We start from the raw sequence: 26,840 nt of genomic DNA, 5'->3' as shown, positions 1-26,840 counted from the left end.
CGCATGGTGCGCGGCCCGGCCCTTTTGCATGGCACTTTGCGGCGGACGCGCCGCCCGCCAGGCCCGATCAGTCGATCGCGTCTTCCCCGGCCCGCCCGACCGAGCTGATGTCTTCGCCCAGACCCTTTACCGTGTTGCAGGCCGAAACCCCGGCGACAACGGTGACAAGCGCGATGGCGGTGGCAATTTTGCGGACCATAATTCTACCCTTCCAAAACCCGTGTCGCCGCTGAATAGCGCGTCGTCCCGCATGGCGGAAGCGGATTTACCCTGCCGCCACCCGTGGATGCAGCGCCGGGCGCACCTTGCATGCCTTGGCGATTACTGCATGATCGGGGCATGAACCGCGTGCAACTGACCCTCGCCGCGCTGATGGCCCTGTTGGCGGCGATCGTTGCGCCGCAACTCGCCCACGCTCAACCCACCCCCACCCCGGACGAAATGCGGATCGCCACGCGCGAAGCGCCGCCTTTTGCGATCAAGGGGGATGACGGCCACTGGGAAGGCCTTGCCATCGACTTGTGGCGCGCCGTGGCGGAGGCGAACGAATACCAGTATCGCTTTGTAGAGACCGACCTGCCCGGCATGATCGACGGCGTGGCGGGGGGCGAATTCGACGCCAGTGTCGGCGCGCTGACCATCACCCGGGAACGCGAGCGCGAGCTCGATTTCAGCCACCCGTTCTTCACCACCGGCTATGGCATTGCCGTGCGCAAGGATGCGCCGGGCTGGCTGTCCTTGCTGGGTCAGTTCTTCACGTGGGGTTTCCTCAAGACCATTCTCGTCCTGATCGCGATGCTGGGGGTTGTCGGCGCACTGTTCTGGCTGGCCGAGCGTAAGCGCAACCCGGACGAATTTCCCGCCGATGCCACCGGCGTCGGGTCGGGTTTCTGGTTTGCGGCGGTGACCATGACCACCGTCGGCTATGGCGACAAGGCCCCGCGCACGCCCGCAGGCAAGCTGGTCGCGCTGGTCTGGATGTTCACCGCGCTGCTGATCATCTCGACCATAACCGGCATGATTGCGTCCTCGCTGACAACCGGACGGCTGGAGGGTCAGGTAAGCGGCCCCGCCGATCTCGACGGGGTGCAAGTCGGCGTGATCGCGGATTCCGCCGGAGCCGAATGGCTGGCGCGCGACGGGATCTCGGCACGCAGCTTTGCCGAGGTGTCGGAAGGGTTGGTCGCTCTGGCCGACGGGAGCATCGACGCCTTCGTGCATGACGACCCGATCCTGCGGTACGACGTGGCGCATGGGCGGGCGACAGACGATTTGCGCGTCCTGCCGGGATCGTTCGGGCGGCAGGATTACGGCATCGCCCTGCCCGCCGACGATCCGCGCCGCGAAGACGTGAACCTTGCGCTGCTGCGCCATATCGAGAGCGATTCGTGGACGCGCGACGTTACCGAACAGCTTGGCGGCGCGGATTGACACACTATCATCACGTCGCCACGCGCGCGGTCTTGAAGTACGTGTCTTACATCGCTAATACAGTAACCAGACGCGGTGCCGCTGCATCGCCCATCAGAACGGGATGACCATGGCCGAACAGCCGACGACGACTGCCACCGAACTGAAGCTCGACGCGCCGAGCCCCGTGCCCCAGGTCACGCCCGAAAAGGCGGCGGGTCTGGTGCCAGTGGACGCAGGCACGAAGTCGAAGCTGGACGACAAGGTCGACCAGTTCGTAACCGACCTGATCGCGGAAGACACCAACTCGCCCGAATTCGGGAAAAAGGTGGACCAGCTGACCAGCATGGGCCGCAAGGAAATCATGGCTGCATCGGGCATGTCGAACCGCTTTCTGGATCGCCCCGTCCGCGCGATGGACGCCGACAGCGGCATCGGCGCGGACCTGACCGAACTGCGCCGCACGGTCGAGGAACTGGACCCCGGTCGCAAGGGCAAGCTGACCGGGCGCAAACTGTTCGGGATCATCCCCTTCGGTAACAAGCTGAAGCACTATTTCGACAGCTATACCAGCGCGCAGGGGCACATTCAGACCATCCTTGCCCGGCTGGCCAGCGGCAAGGACGAGCTGTTGATGGACAACGCCGCCATCGACGTCGAACGGCAAAAGCTGTGGGACGCGATGGGCAAGCTGGAGCAGATGATCCACATCTCGAAAACGCTGGATTCGCGGCTTGAGGAAGCGGCCAACGACCTCGACATCAACGATCCGGCCAAGGCCAAGGCAATCCGCGAGAGCGCGCTGTTCTACACCCGCCAGCGGACGCAGGACCTACTGACCCAGATGGCGGTGTCGGTGCAGGGCTATCTCGCGCTCGATCTGGTGAAAAAGAACAACGTCGAGCTTGTGAAGGGCGTTGACCGCGCCAGCACGACCACCGTTTCCGCCCTGCGCACCGCCGTTACCGTGGCGCAGGCGATGACCAATCAGCGGCTGGTGCTGGGCCAGATTACCGCGCTCAATGAAACGACCGCCGGGATCATCGATTCCACCAGCACGATGCTGCGCGACCAGACCGGCAAGATCCACGAACAGGCCGCGTCGAGCACGATCCCGCTGGAGACGCTGCAACGCGCGTTCCAGAACATCTATGACACGATGGACACCATCGACACCTTCAAGCTGAAGGCGCTGGATTCGATGAAGCAGACCGTCGACACCCTGTCGGACGAGGTCGAGAAGTCGCGCGGCTATATCGCCCGGGCCGAAGGCGCGTCGAAAGCCCAGGTCGAAACGCAGCAGAGCCCGCTGCTGAGCCTGGAAGGCTGAAGCCGCCGCGATGGCCGACAGCACGCACGACAGCGACCGGATCATGGCAGGCGGGCGCAACTCGCTGATAGAGCAACGCGCCGGTGGCCGGCGTGCGTCGATCGGCGACGGGTCGGCGCGGCTGAAGCGCGAACATGGCGCAAAGAAGCTGAAGCGCATCCTGGTCGCGATTGCCGCCATCGTAATCGCGGCGATGGGTTTCGGGCTGTTCGTCAGTGCCTTGGGGTTCGAGGGGCTGTTCGTTACCGTGCTGCTGATGGCCGTGGCGGTCGGCGTGTTGATGAAATTCCCGGCCATGAAAAGGCCGACGCTGGAAACCCTGCCCAAAGGCAACCTGCAGCAAAACGTCGCCCGCACCGAATTGTGGCTGGAAAACCAGCGACCTGCCCTGCCCGCCCCCGCGGTGACGCTGGTCGAAGGGATCGGCGTGCAGTTGGACGGACTTGGCGCGCAACTGCGTGGGCTGGATGAGAATACGCCCGCCGCGGTCAATGTCCGCAACCTCGTCACCCGCGATCTGCCCGAAGTCGTCGCCAGCTATACCCGCATTCCCAAGCACTTGCGCGGGCAGGACAGCGTTGGCAGCACGCCCGATGCGCAGTTGACCGACAGCCTGAAATCGATCAGCCGCGAGATCGACGCGGTGACCCGCCAATTGGCGGAGGGCGACCTCGATGCATTGGCGGTGCGCAAGCGCTATCTCGATACCAAGTACGGGGAGACGCAGACTGCGCTTCCCCCTCCATCCGCGCCAGACCCGGCGCTTCCGCCCGTAGCGCCCGCCCCAAAGGCGCTGGACGAGACCAAGGACCGATAAAATATGCGCGTATCCGTGCCCCATTCCCTCTCGAAAGAGGAAGTTCGCCGCCGCCTGGATGAGAAGCAGGATTCGATCACTGGCTTCGTACCCGGCGGCATGGCCGACGTCGAAACCAGCTGGGCCAGCGAAGACCGGATGGTCATGACCATCCGCGCGATGGGTCAGGAAATGAACGGCAACGTGGATATAGAGGACGGCGCGGTGGTGTTCACCGTCGACCTGCCGATGGCGCTGTCGTTCGTGGAACCGATGATTCAGGGTGCCATCGAACAGAGCGGGCGCAAACTGCTCGCTTAAAGCGTTCGGTCCAGCTCCAGAAACGCCAGCGGCACGCGCAACTGCGCCGAGGCGACGCGCGTTTCCATCAGGAACAGGATCAAACCCGCCAGCAACAGCGCGATGGCGGCGGCAAAGCACAGCGCGACCGCCGGTTCGGTCGCGGCGTGCAGAAAGCTGCCCGAGAAGATCATCACCACCGTAAGCCCGATGGTGATCGCGCTGAGCACCATCATCAATTGCGCCCTGCCGATCAGCATCGTGCGCCGCGCCAGCATCCGCAATTCGCGTACGCTGGCATCGTGTTCCTCGCCCGTGGTGGTCCGATAGGCCTCTTGCATTTCCCGCGTGCGATCGACCACCCGACCCAGCCGGGACGTCAGCATGTTCAGGATGTTGCCGATGGCGACAAGGACGAAGACGGGCGCAAGCGCAAGCTGGATGGTCTGAACGATCATGCCGTGCTTCTAGCGACAGGGCAGCCGCACGAAAAGCGGGCTTAGCGCGGTCTGGTCAACAGGCAGAGCGCGCCTTCCGCCACTTCCACATCGCCGATCGATTGCGCCAGTGCACATTCGCCGACCGCCACCGGCTTGCCGCCCAAGGTCGTGCCCGGGGTACGCGGGATCACCAGCAACGCAGCGGGATAGTCGCGCGCGTTCATTTCGGGGATCGGGCCGTGCACTCGGTCCAGCACGAAGAACGGCCCGTTCACCAGCCGCTGTGTCCCATGATCGGGCACGTGGCGGAACAGTTCCATGTTGTAGGGTGCGCCGCGCGCCACCGCGATCCCGGCATCCAGATGCAATTCGCGCGGGCGGCCATAGTCGTACAGGCGATAGGTAATGTCCGAATTCTGCTGCACCTCGATCAGGCTGACACCCGCGCCGATGGCGTGCACCGTATTGGCCGGGATGTAGAAGAAATCGCCCGCCTTTACCGGGTGCCAGACCAGCTTGTCCTCTATCGATCCGTCGATTGCCGCGGCGCGCATGGCGTCGGCGTCGATGTCCTCGGCAAAACCCACGCCCAGCGTCGCCCCTTCGTCGGCATCGATCACATACCAGCATTCGGACTTGCCCTGCCGCCCCTGTCCGGCGGCTTCTGCCTGATCGTCATCGGGGTGGACCTGCACCGACAGCTTTTCGCTGGTGAAGATGTATTTGCAAAGCAGCTCGGGCAGCGCCTCTGGCGGTTCGAACCAGATCTCGCCGATGCGCTTGCCATCGGGCGCAGTGAACGGTGCGGGCAGCGTGTCCTTGCCCCACGGCTTTTCAACGCTGATCGTCGGCAGGATCATTGATTGGCCGCCCCCTGCAATTTGCCGACCTTTTGCGCGCCATCGGCAGTCGTGACCAGCACGTCATCGCCATCGACGACGACGACCACGTTTTCCAGCCCGATCACCGAAACACGCGGCCCATCGGTATCGACCATGACATTGCGGCAGTCGACCAGTTCGACCCGCCCCCGCGCGGTGTTGCCCGCATCGTCGCGATCCAGCGCGGCGTGCAGCGCGGACCAGTTGCCGATATCGGACCAGCCCATGGATACCGGCACCATCGCGGCCTTCGCGGTATTTTCCATGACCGCGTAATCGACGCTCTCACTCTCGATCTCTGCGAACGCTTTCGCTTCGGGATAGAACCTGCGCCCGTCTTCATGCCCCGCGGCAACCGCCTTGCGCACGGCGGCGGCGATGGCGGGGCGGTGTGCGGTCAATTCGTCCATGAACGTCCCGGCGCGGAAGGCGAACAGGCCGCCGTTCCAGCTATACCCGCCCTCGTCCAGAAAGGCCTGCGCCTTGGCCAGATCGGGCTTTTCGACGAAGCGTTCGATGGCCCACGATCCGTCGGCAATCGCCTTTCCCTGCTTCAGGTATCCAAACCCGGTTTCCGGCGCATCGGGCGTAATGCCGAACGCGACCAGCCAGCCATCGCTCGCCAGATCGGCGGCACGGCTGGCGGCGGCGGTGAAGGCGTCGCAATCGGCAATATGATGGTCGCTGGGGCAAACGAGCATTACCGCATCTTCGGGCAAGCGGCACGCGGCCAGCGCGATGGCGGCGGCGGTGTTCCTGGCCATCGGCTCGACAATGACCGACCCGCCCTCGCCCGGCAACAAGTCCTCCACATGGCCAAGATGCGCTGCGCCGGTCACCACGATCGGATCGGCAAACATATCCGTATCGCCGCAGCGGTTCAGCGTGGCGAGGAACAGCGGCTCCTCTCCCACCAGCGGGATGAAAGGCTTTGGCTTGGTCGCGCGCGATTTCGGCCAAAGCCGGGTGCCGCTGCCGCCGCACAAAACCACCGGAACCATCTGACCCATTCGCTGCAACCCTCTTATTCCATTATCTGCATCAGATCGTCGATGCTGCACGTTGCAAAACCGACGGCACTGTCCGAAATGCCGTAGGGGACCAAAAGCTCCTGACCAAGCTGCATAGCTCCACAGGTGTAGACCACGTTGGGCACATAGCCCGAACGGTCATCGTCCTCCGCCGTAAGAACCGGCACCTTGCTGCGCGCCAGGACTTTCGACGGATCGTCGCGGTCCAGCAAGGCACAGCCCAGCGAATAGCGGCGCATCGCACCGACGCCGTGGGTGAACAACAACCAGCCATGATCGGTCAGGATCGGGCTGCCGCAATTGCCGATCTGGATGAATTCCCACGGGTACTTGGGCGTCATCAACAATTGCCCATCGTCGTCCCACGTCGCCAGATCGTCGGAATAGAGCAGGAACAGGTTCTTGCCATCCTGCCGCCCGACCATCGCATAACGCCCGCCGATCGTCTGCGGGAACAGCGCCATGCCCTTGTTGCGACCCGCGCGGCCAAGGATCGGCTCCAGCTGAAAACTCTTGAAATCGCGCGTGCGCATCAGCTCGCTGCGGATAGAGCGGCCCGAATAGGCGGTGTAGGTGCCGATCCACTCGTAATCCTTATCGCCATGATCGAACCGCACGAGGCGCAGGTCTTCCAACCCGCCCGCCTGCTGCTCTGTCACCGGAAAGATCACGGTGTTGGAAAGGCTGGAATCCTCCTCCCGATAGACGGTAACCGCCTCGTCCCCGCCGACTTCGGCGATGGCGCTGTCGGCGGCGGTGGCAAAGCTGTTTTGCGGCCAGAGCGAGAATTCGCCGCCCGGCTGCAGGATGCCTTCGCGAAAAGCAATGGAACTGATGTGCCCCTCACCCACCGCGCGAAGCGACATGATGAAGCGGCAGGCCCCATCGCCCATGCCCGACTGGTCCGGGCTTGGCACGATGGACGGGTTCATCAGCGCGGCGGCGGCGAACGTGTATTCGTGGCAGAAATAGCTGCCGATCAGCTTCCGCCGCGTGTCGGAAAAGTCCTTGCCATCAAGGTCCAGAACCTCGCACACCTCTGCATACCGCTCCAGGAACATCCGCTCCGTCTGCCAGTGGCGTTCGGCGAAATCCTGCTGCACGCGGCGATACTCTATCTCCGCCTGATCTTCGGTCAGCGAAGCGATATCCTCGACCAGAGTCTGCGCCCGGTTGCCATCTGCGGTGGGGGCCTGCCAGCCAAGGTGAAACGGACGAAGGACGACCCGCGACGGGTCTGCAAGAAGACGGTCAGCGGATATGCGCAGTGGGCTTTTGGGGTATTCGCTGGCTCTCAAGGATGTCTCCGCCCGATTCGGGTTGCTGGTAATGCGCCAGAGCTATCACGCCGTAGTGGGCAAGCTGAAACGCCAAAATCGATTCCGCCCCGCAATTGCGGTTCGCCCCGCGCGGCGTGATCCCGTCTCGGCAGCGGCCCGTGGCCACATCGGCCAGAACCGCGCCCCGGTCGTTGTCGCCAAGGAACCAGCGATAGGCCATGGTGGCATGGTCGAACCAGCGGCGGGCCGGATCGACGCGGAACGCGCTGGACGCGGCATCGACGGCGGCTTGCGCCTCCAAAGGCTGCTGATCAAAGGGCAGCATTTCGTGCGGGCGGTAGAAACTGTCGGATCCGACGGCGCGGAATTGTCCGGTGGCAGAGGTCTGCATTTCAGCGATCCAGGCCAGGCTCGTCAGCCCCGAATCGCGCCAATCTTCGCGGTTCAGAATGCGGCCCGCCTCGATCAATGCCTGCGACAATCGCGGGTTGTCATAGCCCAGAACCGCCTCGAACCACGCCCAGTCGGGCCGACGCACGGCATTGAGCAGGCCGTCAAGCACCGCCCCGCCGCGTTCCAGCAAGGCCAAGGCCCCGGCGTGATCGGGCTCGCCCTCTACCCGCAATGCCGCACCCAACATCGCAAACGCCAGAGCGCGCGGCGAATCGATGTCGGCCAGTCCTTCCAGCGCCGCGTCGAACAACCCCCGCGCCCACCAGCGCAAGTCTTCGTTGCATCCGTGGACGGCGGTGTGACCAAGCGCCCAGATGGCGCGACCGTTCGAATCGTCCGACCCGCAATCCTCGCACCACTTGCGGTCGTAACCCATGAAGTTGCGGAACCGCTTCAGATCCGGGTTCCAAGCATCCTGCACGAATGCCGCAAAGCGCCGTGACCAGGCATCAGCATCGCGCGCATCGAACCCGTCCGCCAGGTTCATCAGCATCAGAGCGCGAGCATTGTCGTCGACGCAATATCCGTGATTGCGATCGGGCACCGTGCCGATGGCATGCTGAAAAATCCCGACATCATCGCACATGGTGGTAAAGCCGCTGAGCCCCGGTGTCGCGAACAGGCGCGCGGCGGGGATGCGCGGCGCGGCAACCGACTTCTCGACCAGCGCGGCCCCCGCATCGGCAAACCGCGGCCAGATCGTTTCGCGCCCCTTCGCATAGGCACGGCGCTGCATCGCCTCCAGCCGATCGGGCGCGTCCAGCAAGCCATTCACCGCCTCGGCAATAGACTGCGCCGAACCGGGCGCGACAAATTCGCCAACGCCGTCGGCCAGCAGTTCCTTTGCATGCAGATAGGGCGTGGAAACCACCGCCTTGCCCAGTGCGACTGCATAGCTGAGCGTACCCGAAGTCGACTGCTGCAACCCCGGATAGGGCGTGATGTAGATGTCGCAGGCCTCCAGTTGATCGAGCAATTCGGGCGTATCGACGAAGCGGTTCGCCCATTCGATATGATCGGCAACGCCCAACCGCTCGGCCAGCGCCTGCAGACCCTCGCGATAGCTCTCTCCATCGCGCGCGAGGAGGTTGGGATGCGTGGCCCCGACGATGCGGTAGACCACGTCTGGATGACGTTCGACAATGGCTGGTAAGGCCTCGATCGCGTGCTCTATCCCCTTGCCGGGGCCAAGCAGTCCAAAGGTCATCAGGACCGGCCGGTCACCAAGATTCAGATACCCCTTGAACGCCCGCTGCCGCCCGAATGGCCGATCCGGCGCGCCGTGCGGGATCACGGTCAGCCGCTCATTCCCGATGCCATAGAGCCGGGCCAGAAGATCGGCGGAATGACGCGACATCACCATGACCTGCGACGCGCGCGTCAACAGGTGCGTCAGGATGGCGCGCTGCTTTTCGCCAGGATCGGCGAGAACGGTGTGCAAGGTCAGGATCAGCGGCGCGGCCAGCCTGTCGACGAAATCGCAGACCATATCGCCATGATCGCCGCCGAAAATGCCGTATTCGTGCTGAAGCCAGACGGCATCGACGCCGCTCTCGTTGATGGCCCGCGCAGTGCGGGCATAGTCTGCCCGTTCGTCAGCCATGATTTCGCCAGCAATGTCGCCGTAATCGAGAGCCTCTGCCGGATCGGTCAGCGCATAGACATCGAACGCGATTTCGGGGTGGAAGCGGCCGAGTTGATCGACCAGATCGCCGGTAAACGTCGCGATGCCGCATTTGCGGGGGGTATAGGTGCCGATGACGGCGATATGGCGGTTTGAAGCGTCAGACTTGGGAAAAAGCGGAACCACCCCACGGTCCTTGGGTCCGTTGCGAGCGGGCAGAGAAGCAGAACCATCACGAAAATCGGTCATCTGGCCACCTTCACCTGATTATTGGGGACTACCTTAGGGCAATGCCGCCAACCGCTGGAAGTTCCGTTGCAAACGCGAATTTGGTCGCGGGAAATGCCACGACTCACCGCAAGTTAACTTAGATTAACTGGGCAAGAGAGATATTTGTTGCAGATGCGAAGGTTTATCGCAATCGCAAAATGGTAACGCTACGATCTACTGCCACCACCATTGTTTCCACCCGACTTTTTCCGATGTCGGGTTGCCGTTCCCATCAATGGCCGGGCGATAACGGAACCGCTGCTCGACCAGTTGGCACGTGATGCGATCCACCTCTGCATTACCGCTGGACCGCGCGACGCGGCAGCCGGTGGCGCGGCCGCCGGCGGTGACGGTGAAGTGGACGATGACATAGGCCCCGTCCCGTTGTTCCACGCTGGAACGCGGATAGTCCTTGGCACGAATTTCCCCGGCGACCTTCTCGGCGCGCCGCTGATAGGCGACACCTCCGCTGCCGGTACCCTCTCCGCCGCTGCCCGTACCCACGCCGGGGCCGCCACCGCCGGTGCCTGCGCCCTGCTCTGCCGCGCCCGATCGGTTCTCGTCGCCGTCCGACGATACCGGGGGCGCGGGCGGCGGGTCCTTGATCACGATCTTGGGGGGCGGGGCGCTGACCTCTTTCGGCTTCGCTCGCGCTGCCTCTGCACCAGACGCGCCTTCCGGCTCGACCTCCTCGACCTTTTCGGGCGGCGGCGGATCGGGTTCGGGGGTCAGTTCCAACGATATCGCGGTAATCGTCTCCTTCACCGCGTTGGGCACGACATCGATATCGAACGCCCGCAACAGCGCGAAAACCGCGCCGACATGGATCAGCGTGACGACGGCGATGGTTGCCAGACGGCCCGCGGTCATCTTGCGCCGTGCCTTGCCGATCACGCGGCTGCGGCGCGAGAGGGGTTCGTAGGCCATTTGCTCCATGCCGGGACAATGATCGCCGCCCCCCGCCCGTTCCCGCGCATCATGCCCGCCTGTCCCGCAAAGCCGCTAGAATAGGGCAGCAGACGCGGAGGAAACATGTCTTACATACTGGTCGCCGACGACGACGAAATCCTGTCTGAAATGGTGCGCCACCGGCTCGTCACCGTGGGGCACGAGGTGCACACGGTCGAAGACGGCGAGCAATGCCTTGAGGCGTTGCAGACCCGCACGCCCGATGCGATCCTGCTGGACGCGATGATGCCAGTGCGGTCGGGGATGGAAACGCTGATCGCGTTGAAAAGCGATCCGGTCCATGCGCGAATCCCGGTGATCATGATGACGTCCCGCCGCAGTCAGGAAGACGTGCTGGCCGCCCTGCGCGCCGGGGTGGCGGATTACATGACCAAACCGTTTTCGCCAGAGGACCTTGCGCTGCGGATAGAGGGCCTGCTGGCCCGCAATCGCTTTGTTGCAGGGGACGTGAGGATGCCGCACAGCCTGCATTGAGGCAGCGCCGCGCCAATCAGGTAAGAAGGCCGCCATCGGGCCGGAACAGCATCATGATGATGCCCCCGGCCGCGATGGCCACGCCATAGGGCATGACCTTGTCACCACGCTTCAGCTTGCGACCCGTCAGCTTGTAAAACAGCAACCAGACGATGGCGACGATCAGGCCCGCCGCCGCGACGCTGACGAACAGGCCCAGCGCCGCCTTGATCGGAAACCAGCCCGCGCTGGCGGCATAGAACTTTGCATCGCCCCCGCCCCACAGCTTCAGCGCAAAGATGACCATCGCACCGACCAGCGCCGCGGCGAAGTGGCCCAGGGCGGACAGACCGTCCTGCCATCCGGTCAGCGCGGTCACCAACACAAGGCCTGTGACCAGCATCGCGGCGTTCAACCAGTTGGGAATACGGCGTTCGCGAATGTCGTAGACCGCGCCGGTCAACGCGAACACGATGAAGATCGCGGCAAGCGCGACGGCATAGGGATCCACGCTGAAGAGTTCCTGTCTTATCGGCGATATCCGGACGCATCGTTCAGCACGATGCGGATCGGGTAGGCCTTACGCGCCTGTGCGCCCCGTCGGGCCCGCATTGCGGTGCGTTCTGCGGCGCTGCGTTTTTCTACCGTTACCTTGGCTGCAGGCTGCGCAAGCGCGGTGCGCACGGCGCTTTCGCGGTCGGTACCGACGGCGACTTCCGCCTGCGAGACGCGGGCGACGCGGACCGGCGGCGCGCGTTCGACATGAACGGCACTGGGCACGTCGGACGACGGCACTTCGACACGGATCGGGCCGCGAACGTCCGGACGGGCAGGTTCCTTGACCGCCAGTTCGACCGGCGCTTCCTCGATCTGCGGAATGGACATTGCCATCGCCTCACGCCCCTGAAAGCGCGCGAAGTTGCGGGCGAACCGTTCATCCTGCGGCGCGGCGGCCATCGCAGCCTCGAAATACCGGGCGGCAAGATCGGGGCGACCGATCTGGTCATAGGCGATCGCCATGCCGTTGAACGCATCGCCCGCATAGTCGGGGTGGTACGACGCCTGCTGGAACGCGGTGATCGCACGCGTCGGGCGGTGGTTCGCCAGATGCATACGGCCCGTGGCAATCCGCTGAGCGAAGTACTCGGACATGTCGAGCTTGCTCATATCGGCAGAGGCCAGACCCGATCCGGTGATCATCTGGCACCCGCTCACCCCCGTGGCGGCGAGCGCGATTCCGGCGATGGTTGCGAACTTGCGCATGATTTTACCCCCCTTTGGTCCCTCTATCGGTTCATCAGCGGGAAGATATCCCGCACGACGCGGATGCTGGCCGGCAGCATCAGAACCCCGATCATGGTCGGCAACATGCATACCACAAGCGGGATGGAAATGAGAACAGGCAAGCGATGCGCCTTTTCCTCGGCCCGCATCCGCCGTTTTTCGCGCATTTCCCCGGCATAGACGCGCAGTGTCGAGCTCATGCTCGTGCCCAGCTTGTCCGACTGGATCAGCAACGTGGTGAACGACCGGATTTCATCCACGCGCGCCATTTCGGCTAGGCGGCGAAACGCCTCTTCACGCGTAGCGCCGGCGCGCAGCCGCAGCACCGCGATCGACAGCAATTGCGCCACCAGCGGGTGCGATTTTACCATTTCGCGCCCGACGCGGTCCATCGCTGCCTCGATACCAAGGCCCGCTTCGACGCAGACGAGCAACAGGTCGAGACAATCGGGAAAGCCGTTGATGATGGCTTCCTTGCGGCGATCCGCCTTGGCCTGAACGAAAAGGTTCGGGAAATAGAGGCCCAGCAGACCGAGCAGCGAGCAGCCGATATAGATCGTCAGAAAGCCCGGCGGCTCTTCCGAATAGGCATAGGCAAAGAAGATGAAGGCGAGCGGGAAGAACGCCATGATCGCGATGCGCGCCAGCGTGAAGATGCGCGGCGCGGCGGGATGGGTGTACCCGGCGGCAATCAGTTTGTCGCGCAGGCGTTCGCTCTTGGAATCGTTGAGGTCGAGGCCCGTCCGCTCGATCATGTCGGCAAGGCGGGCCCAGGCGTTCTGGTTCTCACGCTGGCGCAAACTGGCCTGTGATCCCGCATCGACGCCGACCGGCGCGTTGGCGGTGGCGATCTGGGCCAGACCGGCCTTTACCTGCGCACGGCGGTTCGCCACGCTGATGATGATCAGCACGACACCCGCGACCAGCACGAAGATGCCGAACAATGTCGCCATCCGGGTTGCCTGATTGGTGAGGATAAGTTCGAGCATGATCAGACCTTGATGTTCACCAGCGCCTTGATCCAGAAAAACCCGATCAAATACAGAGCCATCAGGCAGATAAAGCCGACGATGAACATCGTTTCCTGCGCGACGCTAAGGTAGAATTCCGGGTTCACCGTAAACAGGCCGAGGAAGGCGACGATGGGCAGGATGGTCAGCATCCACCCCGTCATCCGCCCTTCGGAACTGAGCGCGCGGACCTTCATGTACAGGCTGGCGCGCGCGCGGATCACTTCGGAAAGGTTCTGCAGGATCTCGGCCAGGTTGCCGCCCGTTTCGTTCTGGACCGAAAGCGAAACGACGAACATGCGGATGTCTTCAAGATCCCAGCGTTCGGCCATGGCCGACAAGGCGTCGGTCAATTCCGCGCCATAGGCGACTTCATCGGCGACAAGACCGAATTCGCTGCCGATGGGATCTTCCATCTCGGTCGTCAGCAATTCGATGGCCGAGGCGATGGGATGGCCTGCACGCAATGCCCGGACGAAGACGTCGAGCGCGACGGGGAACTGTTCCTCGATCTTTTTGCGGCGACGTTGCGCGATCGAGCCGATCACCATCAACGGCACGAAAATGCCCGCACAGGTCGCAATCGCCGCGGTCAGCACGAATGTGCCCGCCGAAAACTCGATCCCCGCGCCGCCGATGGCCAGCAGCAGCAGCGCCATGATGCCGACGAACGCGCCCAGCATCATGAACATCACCTGGCTTGCCGTCAGCGACAGCTGCGCCGTCATCAGCGTGCGTTCCAGCTTGCGCACCGGGCCGACCATGAAACCGGGCAGGTTCGTGATCTGCTTCGGCGCGGCCTTGCGCAGGCGGGCCAGGATTTCCTCGCGCGTGCTGCCTTCGCGGATCATCCTCAGGCGCTTGTTCACGGCGCGCGTGTGCGCCGTCTTGCTGAAGACGTAATCCATCCCGACCTGCGAGATGAGAAACACCGTCCCGAAGACGGCGATCAGCGTAATGACCTTGAGCAGTATGTCGATCATGTCAGTTCATATCGAAGTCTGGACGGAACAGTTCGGGCGGCAGGGTGATGCCGGCGGACACCGCCTCGGCATGGAATTTCGGGCGGATACCGGTCGCCTCGAACCGGCCGATGACGTTGTTGTGTTCGTCGCGGCCCGAAATCTTGAAGCGATAGATTTCCTGCATCGTGATCGTCTCACCCTCCATCCCGGTAATTTCCGACAGGCTGAGCACGCGGCGGCGACCGTCGGCAAGGCGACCGACCTGAACCACGACGTTGATGGCCGTGGCGATCTGTGCGCGTGACGACTTGGCGGAAATGTCGATCCCGCTCATGCCGATCATCTGTTCCAGACGCGACAGCGCGTCGCGCGGGGTATTGGCGTGAACCGTCGTCATCGAACCGTCGTGGCCGGTATTCATCGCCTGAAGCATGTCGAACGCTTCGCCTGCGCGAACTTCGCCGACGATGATGCGATCCGGGCGCATACGCAGCGCGTTCTTCACCAGTTCGCGCTGCGTCACCTCGCCCTTGCCCTCGATATTCGGCGGGCGGGTTTCAAGGCGGGCAACGTGTTCCTGCTGAAGCTGAAGTTCAGCCGAGTCCTCGATCGTGACGATGCGTTCGCGCGTATCGATGAAAGAGCTCATCGCGTTGAGGAGTGTCGTCTTGCCCGAACCCGTACCGCCGGAAATCAGCACGTTGCGCCGCGAGGCGACGACCGCCTTCATTACTTCTGCCATCGGCTGCGGCACCGATCCCAGCTCTATAAGCCGGTCGATCCCGATGCGCTTCTTGGCGAACTTACGAATGGACAGCAGCGCCCCATCCACCGCCAGCGGCGAAACGATCGCGTTAACTCGGCTGCCGTCGGCAAGGCGCGCGTCGACATAGGGCGAGGATTCGTCGATGCGGCGGCCCACCGCGCTGACGATCTTCTGGATGATGCGCATCAGGTGCCTGTCATCCTGAAACTCTGTCCGCGCGCGTTCGAGCAGACCGCTGCGCTCCACGAACACCGTCTTCGGCCCGTTGACCAGAATATCCGTGATCGAATCGTCCTGCAGCAACGGCTCCAACGGGCCGAGGCCGAGCAGCTCGTCCAGCACGTCGTCGACCAGCGCGGTGCGTTCGGTGCGGTTCAGCGCTTCCTGCCGCTGGGCAAGGATCTCGTTGATAATTTCGGACAGTTCGGAGCGGATCTGCTCCCGCGGCATCTTGTCGAGCGCCGACAGGTTGATCTTGTCGAGCAGCGCCCGGTGGATCGACACCTTCAGTTCAAGCGCGCGCCTCTTCTGCTCGTCCTGTTCCCCATCCAGGGTTTGCAGCGGCGCGGGCGTTTCCGCCATCGGCGCTTCTACCGTTTCCTCTGCGCGCTTGACCGACCACTTCATGCGTTACGACCCCATAACCTGTTCGCAGATCGCCTCGGCCAGCTTGTCCACGTCCTTCACGAATGCCGAGCGGCGGTTCGTCTGGGACAGGAGCATCGCCTGATCCTGCGCGACCTGCAATTCCCCCTTGTCACGCGACACGGTCGCGAAGACCGGCCGGCTCAGCGTATCGGCAACCTCGCCCACGCTGATCGCCTGAAACAGCTTCTTGCCCACGCGGTTGACCACCACGCGCACGTTTTCGCGGCTGACCTGCATCACGTCGAACAGCTCGATCACCCGCTTCGTCTGGCGCAGCCCGGTGATCGACTGATCGGTGACGACCAGAATCTCGTTACAGGCAAGCGCAGCCGAAAGCGTCCAGTTCGTCCAGTTCGCCGGAAGGTCGAGCAGCACAAAATCGAAGCTCTGCCGCGCAACCTTGAGCAGGTTGAGCAGGCGATCGACATCGACATCCTCCAGCGGCGCGATAACCGAAGGGGCGGCAATGACCGACATGCCCTGCTCGGTCTGTTGCGCCGCGTCGCGGACCAGATCCTCGTCCAGACGATCCGACGCGTCGAGCAGGTCGAGCACGGTCGTCTTGGGCTTGAGGTTCAGGTAATTGGCGACCTGCCCGAATTGCAGGTCCAGATCGATGATGCAGACATCCATCGCACGCCCGCCGCAATCGGTCAGCGATTCAGCCAGATGCGTGGCCAGCGTCGTCGCCCCGACACCGCCAGAGGCGCGGACCATCGATACCATCAGCGCCAATTGCGCCTTGTCGCTCGGCGCAAGGCTGGCCGACACGTCGAGCAGTTGACCGACCAGTTCCTCGACATCGAATGGCAATGTCGCCACATCGCTCACGCCCTGACGGATCAGGGTACGGGTCAGGGAAAGGTCCGCATGTTCCAGCGCGACGATCAGCGGCAGGCCCGGGCGGATCGCACGTATCTCTGAAACCCGCGCCAGCGATGCCTTCGACGTCGGATCGACCTCCAGCACCAGCGCGCTGGCCGTGCGGACAACTGCCTCTGAGACAGCTTCTTCCGGTTCCAGCGAGACCAGTTCGACCGACCCGCCCAGCGCCGTTTCCAAGGCCCGCGAATGGCGCGCTTGTGCGACGATGTGGATGCCTGACGGAAGGTTACGGTCCGTCCTCATTCCGGTTTCCGAAGGGAATTCCATATTGCCCATTTCTTCAGCTCGCCACTGTCCCATCCCCGTCCTCAAGCGTAAGCGAATACGAGAACGTGGGATATTTCACATCAGCGCCGACCAAGGTCAGCGTGATGGGCTGATATCGCAGATTGGTTAATTTGACCGTAACGATGGGGGCGGCGTCCGGCAACGGGATGACGTTATTGGCACTGTCCAACGACGTCGCGGGGTCTCCATAGTATCCGATACCGGAACCCCTGTATTCGATCACAACATCATTCGCGTTGATCCGCTTCGATGCTACGCGCATACGGGTTACGATATTGGTGAAGGCGGAATTGTTCGCGCTTCCCGACAGACAGACCTGTCCATCGGCGCTTGGACACGAACAAGCAGCAGCAATCGTCGTTGCGGCTGGATTGCCGTCCACGCAAACGATCGTTTGCATCGCGTCTGCGCAAATCGTGTCACCGTATTGCAGGGGGCCGCCGTTGCAGGAAAGATTGGCAAAGGCCAGATCACCGGCCAGTTGGCCTGGCACGACGGTGGTGGCCACGGCATAGCGTGCCCCCAATTGGACGGCCTTTTCATATTCGTTCAACTGCCAGGCATAGCGCCCGACATCGATGACACCGAACAGCAGCAAAAGCGCTGCCGGAAGCACAAGCGCGAACTCTGCCGCACTCGCACCCGTACGATCGTCAAGAAGCCGCTGCACAAAAATCATATGCCAATCACCGGCGAATGAACTTCTGCGGCAAGCTTGTAGGTGTCATCGATAACCCCAAGCGCACCGAGGATCGAACGATAGGGCACACCCACCGCCCGAACCGTCACGATTGCACCGGCACCGCCATATCCGGAATAGATGCCGCCAGCCGTAAAGGCACCGCAGTTCGGAACGACGTCGATTTCGGAATTCTCCCAGCCGGGAAGTTTCGACGTGCCGCCGGAAAGCAGCCCGGTCCGGGTGATATTCTTGATGTCAGTTTCAAGATCGCTATCGAGATTTGGGCAGATCAAGCCGTAATTCTGGCGTGAAGCAAACCGCGCGCCATCACGCACGGACTGAGTCAGCTTCTGCTGGCTCCAGAAGAAGTTGCCAGCCTCCATCGATCCAAAGATCAACGGCAGGATCATCGGTATGGCCAGCACGAATTCGGACGAAGCCGCACCGCGCGCATCTTTTGCAAACTGGCGGATAAAACCGATCATCGGATCAGCACCGCCTTACGCTTGGCAAACTGCTGAAAGGTTGTATTACTTCCGGCGTTAGGGTCTTCGCCAAGTATTTCGACGTAAAACTCCTTTTGGCTCCCGCTATCTCGCGCAGGCTCTACCAGAAAAACGTCAATATAGCGATCTATTGTCACTGTTTTACCGGTCACATTAGAGCAATCGACCGACGCAACTTGGAGGAGACGCCTATCTTTCCGAACCGTCGGCGTCTCTACTGGCGTACCCTCTTGCGGGCGAGGGTAAGCGCAATAGTAGTGGGTTGTATTGCCGTTATTTTTTGCCTCAACCCGATATCCAGCACGATACGGGTCTGTTCGCGTGGAGATCGCCTTCTCCCACTTATAGACGTCATAGCGGGCTTGCCCACTCAGTCCGGAAGGATAAGTTGTCGAGTCACCCGGAGTAACGGTAAAGCCATGCACACGCTGCATATAATCGGCGAAGTTCCAATCGTACGCCGTCGTTCCAATGACGCCACAGGTGCCACTTTTGTGGCAGTTGTCGCGCGAATATCCTGCTGGCCTTTCATTATTATAACCAGCAAGATTTGAGAAATTTGATATTTTCTCAAAATTGGCGTTGTTTGGTGGTGACGCTGGACAGGAATAGGCAGCAATATCGGAAGCGCTCTGATTGTTTACGCTAATGTCGACGACGAGATCGCGTGATGCGTTAGAGGATGGGCAAAAAGTCCCTGTGGCGCTATTGCACGAGTAGCCCGAGGCACTCTTGTCGTAAATGCCGAACCTCGTATTGAGCGCCAGTTGTTCGGGCACCCGGACACCGGCACGAGCATCGACAGAATCATCTGTGCAGCCCGGATTGGGCACTTCCCACCCCAGCGACGTATTCGGATTGCCGTTACCGCTGGGATTCGGATAAGGGAATTCCAGAAACCCAAACAGTCCGGGGACGGTCGAGGTATCGATCGTGTCGTCAAAATCCGTCTTTCCATTAGGCAAAAAGTGCAATTGCATGCCCTTCCCGCGATCAGGAATATTGCCGCTTGCATCGATAGCACCCAAGTTTGGATTACTTGGCGGCTGGCACACCATCAACGGCGGCACCTTGCAGTACGCCGTATCCATAGTCGCCATTGCCGAACCGCCAGCGTCACCGGCAATCGCTCCGACAATAGGCGTTAACGCAAATTGCACCGATCGCCTGCCGACAACCGCCTCTACGACATGCGCGGACCGCTGCTGCGCAGCCGTATAAGAGCCACTACTGGGCGAAATCAGCGTATCGGGCTGATCGTTCTGGTCGTCGTACCCCTGATAGAAGTTAAACGTCACCGAAGTAATCAACCGTTTGTCATCGCCGCCGCCATCGTCGATGTTCGAAATGCGAGTTTCATTGGTGTAATCACTGGTGGAACTGGCGAAGAAATTCCGCCCGGCAGACTCGGCCCGCGTGATCGAATCGTCCTGCTCGTCCAGCTGCGTCGCCGCCGCCAGCGCCAGTTGATCCGCCGCATTCTGCAATTCGGTATCCAGCGCCATCAGCCGGGCATAGTCGAAGCCGACACCCGCCATGCCGATCAGTCCGAACAGGGACAGCGCATAGATCGGCGCAATTGCCGCCGTCTGGTCAGACCCGAATTCCCGTAATGCCCTTAGCTTCATGTGATCGAACGCGCCGCAAGACGCGTCTCCCTTTAAAAGCCGCCGCCGCTGCTGGAGCCTCCACCGCTGAAGCCCCCGCCTCCGCCGCTCATTCCGCCACCGCCGGATGTGCCGATCTCGACCTCACCCTCACGATACGCCTCAACCGCATCGGCCGCGCGTTCGCCATCGCCTTCCATCGGTTCATCATACTGCGGATCGGGATCGACGACCATAGCCGCATAGGTCATGCGGTTTGCCTCACCGAAATCGGCCTTGTCGAACTTGCCAGCCTCGGGGCTGCCATAAGTTGCGCAACCGGCCAGAAGGCACGCGGAGCCTGCAAGGAACAGGATCTTAGTATTCATAGCCGGGGTCCTCCTGAGTCGGTGTCGGGGCCACATTGGGCGCCAGGTCGACAGGTTGGTAATCGTCGCCCGCCAACAGCGTATCGAGCACGTCGGGATCTTCCACCCGGTCGGTCGGCAAGCGCACCTGCGAAGGCTTGATCGGCTTTACCAGACGCGGCGTGACCACGATCAGCAGCTCGGTCTCACCCTTTTGGAAGCTGGTGGACCGGAACAATGTGCCAAGGATCGGGATCGAACCGAGCAAGGGCAACTGACGCACCGTCGTCTGATAATCCTGCCGCAACAGGCCCGCGATCGCAAAGCTTTCGCCATCGCGCAGTTCGAGCGTCGTACTGGCCCGCCGCGTCTGGAGACCGGGAACAGAGACGCCATCGCTGGTAACCCCGGCGGAGGTATCGATCGAGCTGACTTCCGGCTGGACGACAAGATTTATCACGCCATCACCAAGCACGGTCGGCGTAAAGGCAAGGCCTACACCGAAGGACTTGAACTGGACCGAAGTGCCCCCGTTGTCCCCCTGCCGAACGGGAATGGGAAATTCGCCGCCCGCAAGGAACGAGGCCGATTCACCCGAGAGGGCGACCAGTGTCGGCTCTGCCAGAGTCTTCGACAGGCCCTTGCGTTCAAGAACGTCAAGGTAGGCTTCGATATCGAGGTTACCCAGCGAAAAGATCGCGCTCAGCACACCGTAGCCCGAGGCACCATCGACCGACAGATCGCCACTGCCGGACGCCGACGCGCCGTCGCCGATTGCGAAAGCGACATCGTTGCCGGTGCCGAACCCTCTTGCACCCAGCGTCTCTCCGACAGAGCGAACGACTTCGGCGAAACGGACTTCCAGCATGACCTGCTGGCTGCCGCCGATAGTGATCAGGTTGACCACCTCCTCGTCAGCAAACGCCTCTGCGATACGAGCAGCGCGGCTTGCGGCCCCGGCATCGCTGACGCTGCCCGAAAGGATGATCTTGCCAGCCGAAATGCGCGCGTCGATCGCCTCTCCGGGGATCAGCGCTTCAAGTTCGCGCCGAATACCTTCTACGTCGGGGCCGACGCTGATATCCATGACCGCAATCACGCGATTGGTCCGGTCGTAAAGCGTCAGGCTGGTCGTGCCGATCGATTTGCCGAGCACATAGATCGAGCGATCCGAAATCGGCAGGACATCAGCGATACCCGGATTGCCGACCATCGCCCGGTCGATCGCGCGATCCGCGGTGACGACCTGGCTCTTGTTCAGCGATACCTCTAGCGAACCGGCATGGATGCTGTAGGCATCCTGCGCCTGGGCAGCCGATGCTGAGGCGCCAGCCAGCGCCAAGGCTGCGGCCAAGGTGACTTGTTTCAGCATCTCGTCATTTCCCCCCAAGACTGTCGACTTGGTAATTCTGTGGCGCAGTTCCCCGAACGACCGTCATGCTCGGGCCGCGCGGCCTTGGCGCTGCGGCTGGCGCAGGCGCGCTGCCACCGCCGGATGCGGCGGGCGGCGGCGCATAGACGACCGCCTGCGGAGCAGGACCGCCGCCGCCAAGGCGGCTGACATCGCGTGCCCGAACGGCCATGCCGACACCTTCGGCCTCTTCGCTTTCGACATTTCGAAGGACGAGGCTCATCTGCCCCATTTCCTTCGCCAGAGTCAGCTTTTGCGCGCCGAACAGGTCGGTCAAAACCGTGGCGGTTCCGGCAAGGCCCGGCTCGGTCGCCTTTTCGCTTTGCACGGTGCCGATGGCGAGGACCTGCACGGCCTCCATGATGACCTCGGTCACCTTTTCGCCACCGACATCGCGGGTCAGCAGGACATCGACGATGTCCGCCGGACGGATGAAGCCGGACACGGCGTTGGGCGCGCTGATGCTGATCGACATCGCGCGCATGCCTTCGGGCAGCTTGGCGGAAAGAACGGCGCGGCCGCTCAATTTGTCGGCCAGAACCGGTTCGCCCGGCACAATCGGGCGCAATGCGACCTGACCGCCCTGCAACAATTCCTCTATCGAGAAATAGGCACCGACAGGAACCGCGTTGGCCGGGAAATTCTGAAGCCTGATATTCTCTGTCGTCAAAGCGCTGCCGAAATCGAGCGGCTGAGTCGCCACGACGATCCGGGCGAGCTGCTGCTGCTGCGCATTGCGCTCCTGCTGCTCCTCTATGCCAGAGAAGTACGAGTTCGCGAGAACGACCGCGACAAGGCCAAGGCCCACCGCAATCAGGATATAAATAAGGTTACGACTGCCCATGCTAACCCCCCTTGAGCACGGAACCTAACAGGAACTGTGATCCCCGCCAACATACCCGGTTAACGCCTGTTTGTAAGCGCCTAATTTCGGGACAGTTTAGAGATAGTGCCTAAATTGCAACGCTTTCGCATTTAAGCAAGAAAAAGGCCTCGCCAATCACTCGGCGAGGCCCTTCTAATCATGTTATATTGCGATCAATCGCACTCGGTACCATCGCTTGCACCGGTAACCGCGCCCGGATCAGCAGCCGAAACACAGTTGTAGATGTCATCCGAAGCACCATCAATCGCCTGCTTCACGTTAGCGCCCAGAACCAGCGCAGCAGCGCCGATGCCGACGCCGACGACGGCGATGATCAGAGCGTATTCAGCAGCCGAAGCACCGGCTTCGTCAGCAACGAAATTCTTTACGAAGTTAATCATTTCAGTTCACCCCATTACGCATGACGCACCCATGCGTGTCCAAAAAACATCAGGGTTCCGGCCTCTATTTCCGGCTGACCCGTCGACCGTTCTGGTTGTGGCGATAAAAAAGGCTGAAGCATCCGCTTCAACGCCGCCAATACCCCCGTCTCGGCACCGCTGGAATCTGCGCAAACCGCCGGAAAACGTCAAACAATTACAATCGGCGGAAAACTTCCCTTATCCGCCAAGGGATTAAGCCTGCGCAATTCTAACGACTACAGTTAATTTCCGAATTCTTAACCGAATCGCGGATCGAATCCGCCCGTGCGGGACCGGAAATCGGCGTTTTCCGGGCTTTTCGCAGGCAATTACCGCATCCGCGTCCAGAAATGAGACATATTCGGGCAGGTTCATAGGACAAAATGCCTATGCACACCCTGCAATTGCCCGGCCACATCGGCAATTGCCGCCTTCAAAAGCCGCTGATATGTCCGGCCCATGGGCTCTTGCCAAACATGTGTCGTCCGCAACCGCGCGATCTGCGCCGGGCTGGAGCCTGACGAGGTTGCCTTGCTCAACGATATCGGCCGCCGCCGCAACCTCGCCGCCGGAGAGCAGTTGTTGTGGGAAGGCGAAAGCGCGGTGCTGGTGGCCAACGTCATCCACGGCGTTCTGAAACTGTCGAACAGCCTTGAAGACGGGCGCGAACAGATCGTCGGGCTGGTCTATCCATCGGACTTCATCGGTCGTCCGTTCGGGGCGACGACACCTTATGGGGTGGAGGCCCTGACCGATGCGCGGGTCTGCGTTTTTGCCCAGCGCGATTTCGACAACTTCGCGCGCGAACATCCGCGGCTGGAGCACAAACTGCTCGAACGCACGCTGACCGAGCTGGACCGCACGCGCAAATGGATGCTGCTGTTGGGTCGCAAATCTGCGGAAGAGCGCTTGGCGACGTTCCTGCTGGAAATTTCGCAACGCATGGCACCGGCGACTTGCGATACGCCCGAAGGGCAGAGCGAGGAGTTCGAGATGCCGTTCTCTCGCCAGCAGGTAGGCGATGTTCTGGGCCTGACGATCGAGACGGTCAGCCGGCAGTTCACCAAAATGAAGCGGGACGGGGTCATCGACCTGCCGTCCCGCCGTTCGGTCGTCATCCGCGACCGCATGGAACTGGAAGCCAGGGCGGGCTGAACCGCCCCGGCGCTCCCGATCACATACGCAGGGCAAGACCCGCGCTGACGACCCACGGGTCGAGATTGTGTTCGGTTTTCAACACTTCCTCGCCATCGGCATAGTACCGTGCGGTGGCATCGATGAAATAACGCTTGGCATCGATGCTGAGACCGAGGCCCTTGTCGTTCAGGCGGAAGTCGACACCCGCCTGAAGCACGAAGCCAAATTCGTCATCAATGTCCACATCATCCACGCCAAGGCCCTGCGCGGCCGAACCAGCCTTGTCCTTGAGGTAGAGGAAGTAGGTCGGGCCCGCGCCGATGTAAGGTTTGAACGGGCCTTCGGTGAAGTGATACTTCGCCGTAACAGTTGCCGGGATCAGGTAAATGTCATCGACGATCTCCGCCCCTTCCAGCGCGCCCGCGCCGGTCACGTTGTGCTTGGTGACACAGCAATAGGTTTCGAGGCTGACGTTCGGCGTCAGGAAGTATTCGAACACCACGGTGGGCACGACGTTATTGTCGGCCTTGGTATCCGAACCGTCGGGCAGAACGCCGCCGGGATCGACATCGGTCAGTTCGCCATCGGGCAGCACGGCGGTGCCCATCAGCTTGAACTGAAACTTTCCGTCCGGGTTGCCCGCATGTGCGGCGCCCGGAATCATGGCCGCGGCCATGGCGGCGCTGGCGGCAAGCACGAACTTCTTCATCTGGTATTCCTCCCTGGGGCAGGACAGCCCTGCAGACCATGACGTAATCGAAGAACCCGCAAAGATGACTTGAGAGACGGGGTTAATTTTCCCTGCATCCAAGTCCCGCCCCAAACGAACCGAAGCACTTTCATTATGAATCGAATTTTCGGGAAAGGTTTACATTCAAACCAACAGTAAATTTCGACCGATAATTTCAGCGCATCGACAGGAAACCTTGGCAGCACCCTTCGATGCTTCACCGATTGCCAGCATGACTGGGCGCCCGCATTGATCGAGCGCAAATTGCTGAAAGCTCCGACAAAAGTCGTATGCGCATCGCCATTTGACCTGCATCAATGCGAATGCGCCCGCACGCGCCGAAGGGGGCCTTCAGGGATCAACCCCAAGGACCTTTTGACGAAAGGGGGCAACCGTGGAAACGGTTCTCACGCGTGCGGGCATTTGGCTCGCTGTTTTTCTGCTGGCCATCGTCGGCATGGCGCTGGCCGCAGACGGCGCATTTGCGGCGCACATGGTCATCGTTGCGATTGCGGCGATGGTAGCATTGTGGGCCAGCGTCACGACATTCGATTACGCGGGTGCGGCGCGCGGCATCCTGAAAGCGCCGGCCGACGAATCGGTCTATGACGACGACCCGATCCGCTGGGGCGTCATCGCCATCGTGTTCTGGGGCATGGCCGGGTTCGCCGCCGGGCTGTTCATCGCGTTCCAGCTCGCCTTTCCGGTCCTGAACCTTGAACCCTGGCTCAACTTCGGACGGCTTCGCCCGCTGCATACCAGCGCGGTGATCTTCGCGTTCGGCGGCAACGCGCTGATCGCGTCGAGCTATTACATCGTGCAGCGCACCTGCCGCGCGCGGCTGGCCCTGCCCGGCCTCGCCCGTTTCGTGTTCTGGGGGTATCAGCTGTTCATCGTGCTGGCCGCCACTGGCTACCTGCTGGGCGTCACGCAAGGCAAGGAATATGCCGAGCCCGAATGGTATGTCGACTGGTGGCTGACCGTCGTCTGGGTCGCCTATCTGGCGGTTTTCGTCGGCACGATCCTGAAACGCCGCGAACCCCACATCTACGTGGCGAACTGGTTCTTCCTGGCCTTCATCCTGACCGTTGCGATGCTGCACGTGGTCAACAACCTGGATATGCCGGTCAGCCTGACGGGCAGCCGGTCCTATCCGCTGTTCGCCGGGGTTCAGGGTGCGCTTGTCCAGTGGTGGTACGGCCACAACGCGGTGGGCTTCTTTCTGACCGCCGGGTTCCTCGCAATGATGTATTACTTCGTGCCGAAACAGGCGAACCGGCCGGTCTATTCGTACCGCCTGTCGATCATTCACTTCTGGTCGCTGATCTTCCTCTACATCTGGGCCGGTCCGCACCACCTGCACTACACCGCGCTGCCCGACTGGGCGCAGACGCTGGGCATGGTGTTCTCGGTCATGCTGTGGATGCCCAGCTGGGGCGGCATGATCAACGGTCTGATGACGCTGAACGGCGCGTGGGACAAGGTTCGCACCGATCCGATCATCCGCATGATGGTCATGTCCCTCGCCTTTTACGGCATGAGCACGTTCGAAGGCCCGATGATGAGCATCAAGTCGGTGAACAGCCTGTCGCATTATACCGACTGGACCATCGGTCACGTCCACTCCGGCGCATTGGGCTGGAACGGCATGATCACTTTCGCCGCGGTCTATTTCCTGACGCCGCGCCTTTGGAACCGTGAACGGCTTTACAGCCTGCGCATGGTGAACTGGCACTTCTGGCTCGCGACGATCGGTATCGTTTTCTACGCCGCCAGCATGTGGGTCGCAGGCATCACGCAGGGGCTGATGTGGCGCGAATACGGGGCCGACGGGTATCTGGTGAACTCGTTCGCCGAAACGGTCGCCGCGCTGCACCCGATGTTCATCCTGCGTGCGCTGGGCGGCTGTCTCTACCTTGCCGGCGCAGTGGTCATGACGATCAACATCTGGGCGACGATTGCCGGAAAGCTCCGCAACGAAGCGCCGATGTACGCCCCCGAATACGACCGTGAGGCGGATCGCCCTCTGGTCCCGGCTGCTGCTTGAGGA

General features: G+C 61.9%; 28 protein-coding genes. 7 read left to right on the top strand and 21 right to left on the bottom strand.

Translation table 11 applies throughout. The features are described from left to right. Nucleotides 1–67: 67 nt before the first annotated feature. Nucleotides 68–199, bottom strand: a complete 132-nt coding sequence (locus tag AB433_RS19865) for an entericidin A/B family lipoprotein (RefSeq protein WP_082134804.1) — start codon at nt 197–199, stop codon at nt 68–70. A 140-nt stretch (nt 200–339) separates the two neighbouring features. On the opposite strand from AB433_RS19865, the gene AB433_RS05420 reads away from it, so the two are divergent. From AB433_RS05420 to AB433_RS05405, 4 genes are all read left to right on the top strand, one after another. Beyond that, complete coding sequence (locus AB433_RS05420; RefSeq protein ID WP_047820232.1) at nt 340–1,431, top strand: transporter substrate-binding domain-containing protein; 1,092 nt, start codon at nt 340–342, stop codon at nt 1,429–1,431. Nucleotides 1,432–1,540: 109 nt separating this feature from the next. Next, on the top strand, nt 1,541–2,740 hold the full coding sequence (locus tag AB433_RS05415; RefSeq protein ID WP_047823395.1) for a toxic anion resistance protein: 1,200 nt from the start codon (nt 1,541–1,543) through the stop codon (nt 2,738–2,740). 10 nt (nt 2,741–2,750) lie between these two features. Further along, entirely contained in the window at nt 2,751–3,557 is an 807-nt protein-coding gene (locus AB433_RS05410; protein WP_179944959.1) for a hypothetical protein, read from the top strand. Between the two features lie 3 nt (nt 3,558–3,560). Continuing rightward, nucleotides 3,561–3,857, top strand: coding sequence for a polyhydroxyalkanoic acid system family protein (locus tag AB433_RS05405; RefSeq protein ID WP_053059004.1), 297 nt, complete (start codon nt 3,561–3,563; stop codon nt 3,855–3,857). On the opposite strand, the gene AB433_RS05400 is transcribed toward AB433_RS05405, so the two are convergent. The 6 genes from AB433_RS05400 to AB433_RS05375 all read right to left on the bottom strand — a co-directional run bounded on the left by AB433_RS05400 (nt 3,854) and on the right by AB433_RS05375 (nt 10,742). Beyond that, a complete protein-coding gene (locus AB433_RS05400) occupies nt 3,854–4,294 on the bottom strand; it encodes a DUF2721 domain-containing protein (RefSeq protein WP_047820231.1) in 441 nt (146 codons plus the stop codon). The genes AB433_RS05405 and AB433_RS05400 overlap by 4 nt on opposite strands. 41 nt (nt 4,295–4,335) lie before the next feature. Continuing rightward, on the bottom strand, nt 4,336–5,136 hold the full coding sequence (locus tag AB433_RS05395; RefSeq protein ID WP_047820230.1) for a class I mannose-6-phosphate isomerase: 801 nt from the start codon (nt 5,134–5,136) through the stop codon (nt 4,336–4,338). Beyond that, nucleotides 5,133–6,167: a mannose-1-phosphate guanylyltransferase gene (locus tag AB433_RS05390; RefSeq protein ID WP_047820229.1), complete on the bottom strand. Its 1,035-nt coding sequence runs from the start codon at nt 6,165–6,167 to the stop codon at nt 5,133–5,135. The genes AB433_RS05395 and AB433_RS05390 overlap by 4 nt, the downstream gene beginning before the upstream one ends. 14 nt (nt 6,168–6,181) lie before the next feature. Further along, a complete protein-coding gene (locus AB433_RS05385) occupies nt 6,182–7,486 on the bottom strand; it encodes a glycoside hydrolase family 130 protein (protein WP_245626591.1) in 1,305 nt (434 codons plus the stop codon). Then, on the bottom strand, nt 7,440–9,794 hold the full coding sequence (locus AB433_RS05380; protein WP_082134803.1) for a glycosyltransferase family 4 protein: 2,355 nt from the start codon (nt 9,792–9,794) through the stop codon (nt 7,440–7,442). The genes AB433_RS05385 and AB433_RS05380 overlap by 47 nt, the downstream gene beginning before the upstream one ends. A 195-nt stretch (nt 9,795–9,989) precedes the next feature. Then, nucleotides 9,990–10,742, bottom strand: coding sequence for a TonB family protein (locus tag AB433_RS05375; RefSeq protein ID WP_053059003.1), 753 nt, complete (start codon nt 10,740–10,742; stop codon nt 9,990–9,992). A gap of 105 nt (nt 10,743–10,847) precedes the next feature. Here AB433_RS05375 and AB433_RS05370 point away from each other — a divergent pair, with 105 nt between their 5' ends. Next, nucleotides 10,848–11,258, top strand: a complete 411-nt coding sequence (locus AB433_RS05370) for a response regulator transcription factor (RefSeq protein ID WP_047820227.1) — start codon at nt 10,848–10,850, stop codon at nt 11,256–11,258. A 16-nt stretch (nt 11,259–11,274) separates the two neighbouring features. On the opposite strand, the gene AB433_RS05365 is transcribed toward AB433_RS05370, so the two are convergent. From AB433_RS05365 to AB433_RS05305, 13 genes are all read right to left on the bottom strand, one after another. Continuing rightward, a complete protein-coding gene (locus AB433_RS05365; RefSeq protein WP_053059002.1) occupies nt 11,275–11,748 on the bottom strand; it encodes an A24 family peptidase in 474 nt (157 codons plus the stop codon). Nucleotides 11,749–11,765: 17 nt separating this feature from the next. After that, a complete protein-coding gene (locus AB433_RS05360; protein ID WP_047820226.1) occupies nt 11,766–12,500 on the bottom strand; it encodes a hypothetical protein in 735 nt (244 codons plus the stop codon). A gap of 23 nt (nt 12,501–12,523) precedes the next feature. Continuing rightward, on the bottom strand, nt 12,524–13,510 hold the full coding sequence (locus AB433_RS05355) for a type II secretion system F family protein (protein ID WP_047820225.1): 987 nt from the start codon (nt 13,508–13,510) through the stop codon (nt 12,524–12,526). Between the two features lie 2 nt (nt 13,511–13,512). Next, entirely contained in the window at nt 13,513–14,514 is a 1,002-nt protein-coding gene (locus tag AB433_RS05350; protein WP_047820224.1) for a type II secretion system F family protein, read from the bottom strand. A gap of 1 nt (nt 14,515) precedes the next feature. After that, on the bottom strand, nt 14,516–15,844 hold the full coding sequence (locus AB433_RS05345; protein WP_047823383.1) for a TadA family conjugal transfer-associated ATPase: 1,329 nt from the start codon (nt 15,842–15,844) through the stop codon (nt 14,516–14,518). Nucleotides 15,845–15,892: 48 nt separating this feature from the next. Next, nucleotides 15,893–17,038 carry a CpaE/TadZ family protein gene (locus AB433_RS05340; protein ID WP_169749308.1) on the bottom strand — a complete coding sequence of 382 codons (1,146 nt, stop codon included), beginning with the start codon at nt 17,036–17,038 and terminating at the stop codon, nt 15,893–15,895. Nucleotides 17,039–17,075: 37 nt separating this feature from the next. Beyond that, entirely contained in the window at nt 17,076–17,762 is a 687-nt protein-coding gene (locus tag AB433_RS05335) for a TadE/TadG family type IV pilus assembly protein (RefSeq protein ID WP_053059001.1), read from the bottom strand. Continuing rightward, complete coding sequence (locus AB433_RS05330) at nt 17,759–18,250, bottom strand: TadE/TadG family type IV pilus assembly protein (protein WP_047820222.1); 492 nt, start codon at nt 18,248–18,250, stop codon at nt 17,759–17,761. Before AB433_RS05330 ends, AB433_RS05335 begins: the two co-directional genes overlap by 4 nt. Continuing rightward, nucleotides 18,247–19,899, bottom strand: coding sequence for a TadE/TadG family type IV pilus assembly protein (locus AB433_RS05325; protein WP_047820221.1), 1,653 nt, complete (start codon nt 19,897–19,899; stop codon nt 18,247–18,249). Before AB433_RS05325 ends, AB433_RS05330 begins: the two co-directional genes overlap by 4 nt. Before the next feature lie 32 nt (nt 19,900–19,931). Then, the gene (locus AB433_RS05320; protein ID WP_047820220.1) at nt 19,932–20,246 is read right to left on the bottom strand and encodes a hypothetical protein; all 315 of its coding nucleotides are present in this window, start codon (nt 20,244–20,246) and stop codon (nt 19,932–19,934) included. Then, nucleotides 20,236–21,597, bottom strand: coding sequence for a type II and III secretion system protein family protein (locus tag AB433_RS05315; RefSeq protein ID WP_047820219.1), 1,362 nt, complete (start codon nt 21,595–21,597; stop codon nt 20,236–20,238). The genes AB433_RS05320 and AB433_RS05315 overlap by 11 nt, the downstream gene beginning before the upstream one ends. Nucleotides 21,598–21,601: 4 nt before the next feature. Further along, complete coding sequence (cpaB, locus tag AB433_RS05310; protein ID WP_047820218.1) at nt 21,602–22,480, bottom strand: Flp pilus assembly protein CpaB; 879 nt, start codon at nt 22,478–22,480, stop codon at nt 21,602–21,604. Nucleotides 22,481–22,674: 194 nt separating this feature from the next. Then, complete coding sequence (locus tag AB433_RS05305) at nt 22,675–22,902, bottom strand: Flp family type IVb pilin (RefSeq protein ID WP_047820217.1); 228 nt, start codon at nt 22,900–22,902, stop codon at nt 22,675–22,677. 480 nt (nt 22,903–23,382) lie between these two features. Here AB433_RS05305 and AB433_RS05300 point away from each other — a divergent pair, with 480 nt between their 5' ends. Continuing rightward, complete coding sequence (locus AB433_RS05300; protein ID WP_047820216.1) at nt 23,383–24,078, top strand: Crp/Fnr family transcriptional regulator; 696 nt, start codon at nt 23,383–23,385, stop codon at nt 24,076–24,078. Between the two features lie 19 nt (nt 24,079–24,097). Here AB433_RS05300 and AB433_RS05295 read toward each other — a convergent pair whose 3' ends face one another. Continuing rightward, nucleotides 24,098–24,769: an OmpW/AlkL family protein gene (locus tag AB433_RS05295; protein ID WP_047820215.1), complete on the bottom strand. Its 672-nt coding sequence runs from the start codon at nt 24,767–24,769 to the stop codon at nt 24,098–24,100. Between the two features lie 415 nt (nt 24,770–25,184). Here AB433_RS05295 and ccoN point away from each other — a divergent pair, with 415 nt between their 5' ends. Then, the gene (gene ccoN, locus AB433_RS05290) at nt 25,185–26,837 is read left to right on the top strand and encodes a cytochrome-c oxidase, cbb3-type subunit I (RefSeq protein ID WP_047820214.1); all 1,653 of its coding nucleotides are present in this window, start codon (nt 25,185–25,187) and stop codon (nt 26,835–26,837) included. Nucleotides 26,838–26,840 lie beyond the last annotated feature (3 nt).

This window comes from Croceicoccus naphthovorans (assembly GCF_001028705.1).
Taxonomy (GTDB): domain Bacteria; phylum Pseudomonadota; class Alphaproteobacteria; order Sphingomonadales; family Sphingomonadaceae; genus Croceicoccus; species Croceicoccus naphthovorans.
Note: the sequence above shows the minus strand (reverse complement) of the source record. Positions and strands in the feature narration are given on the sequence as shown.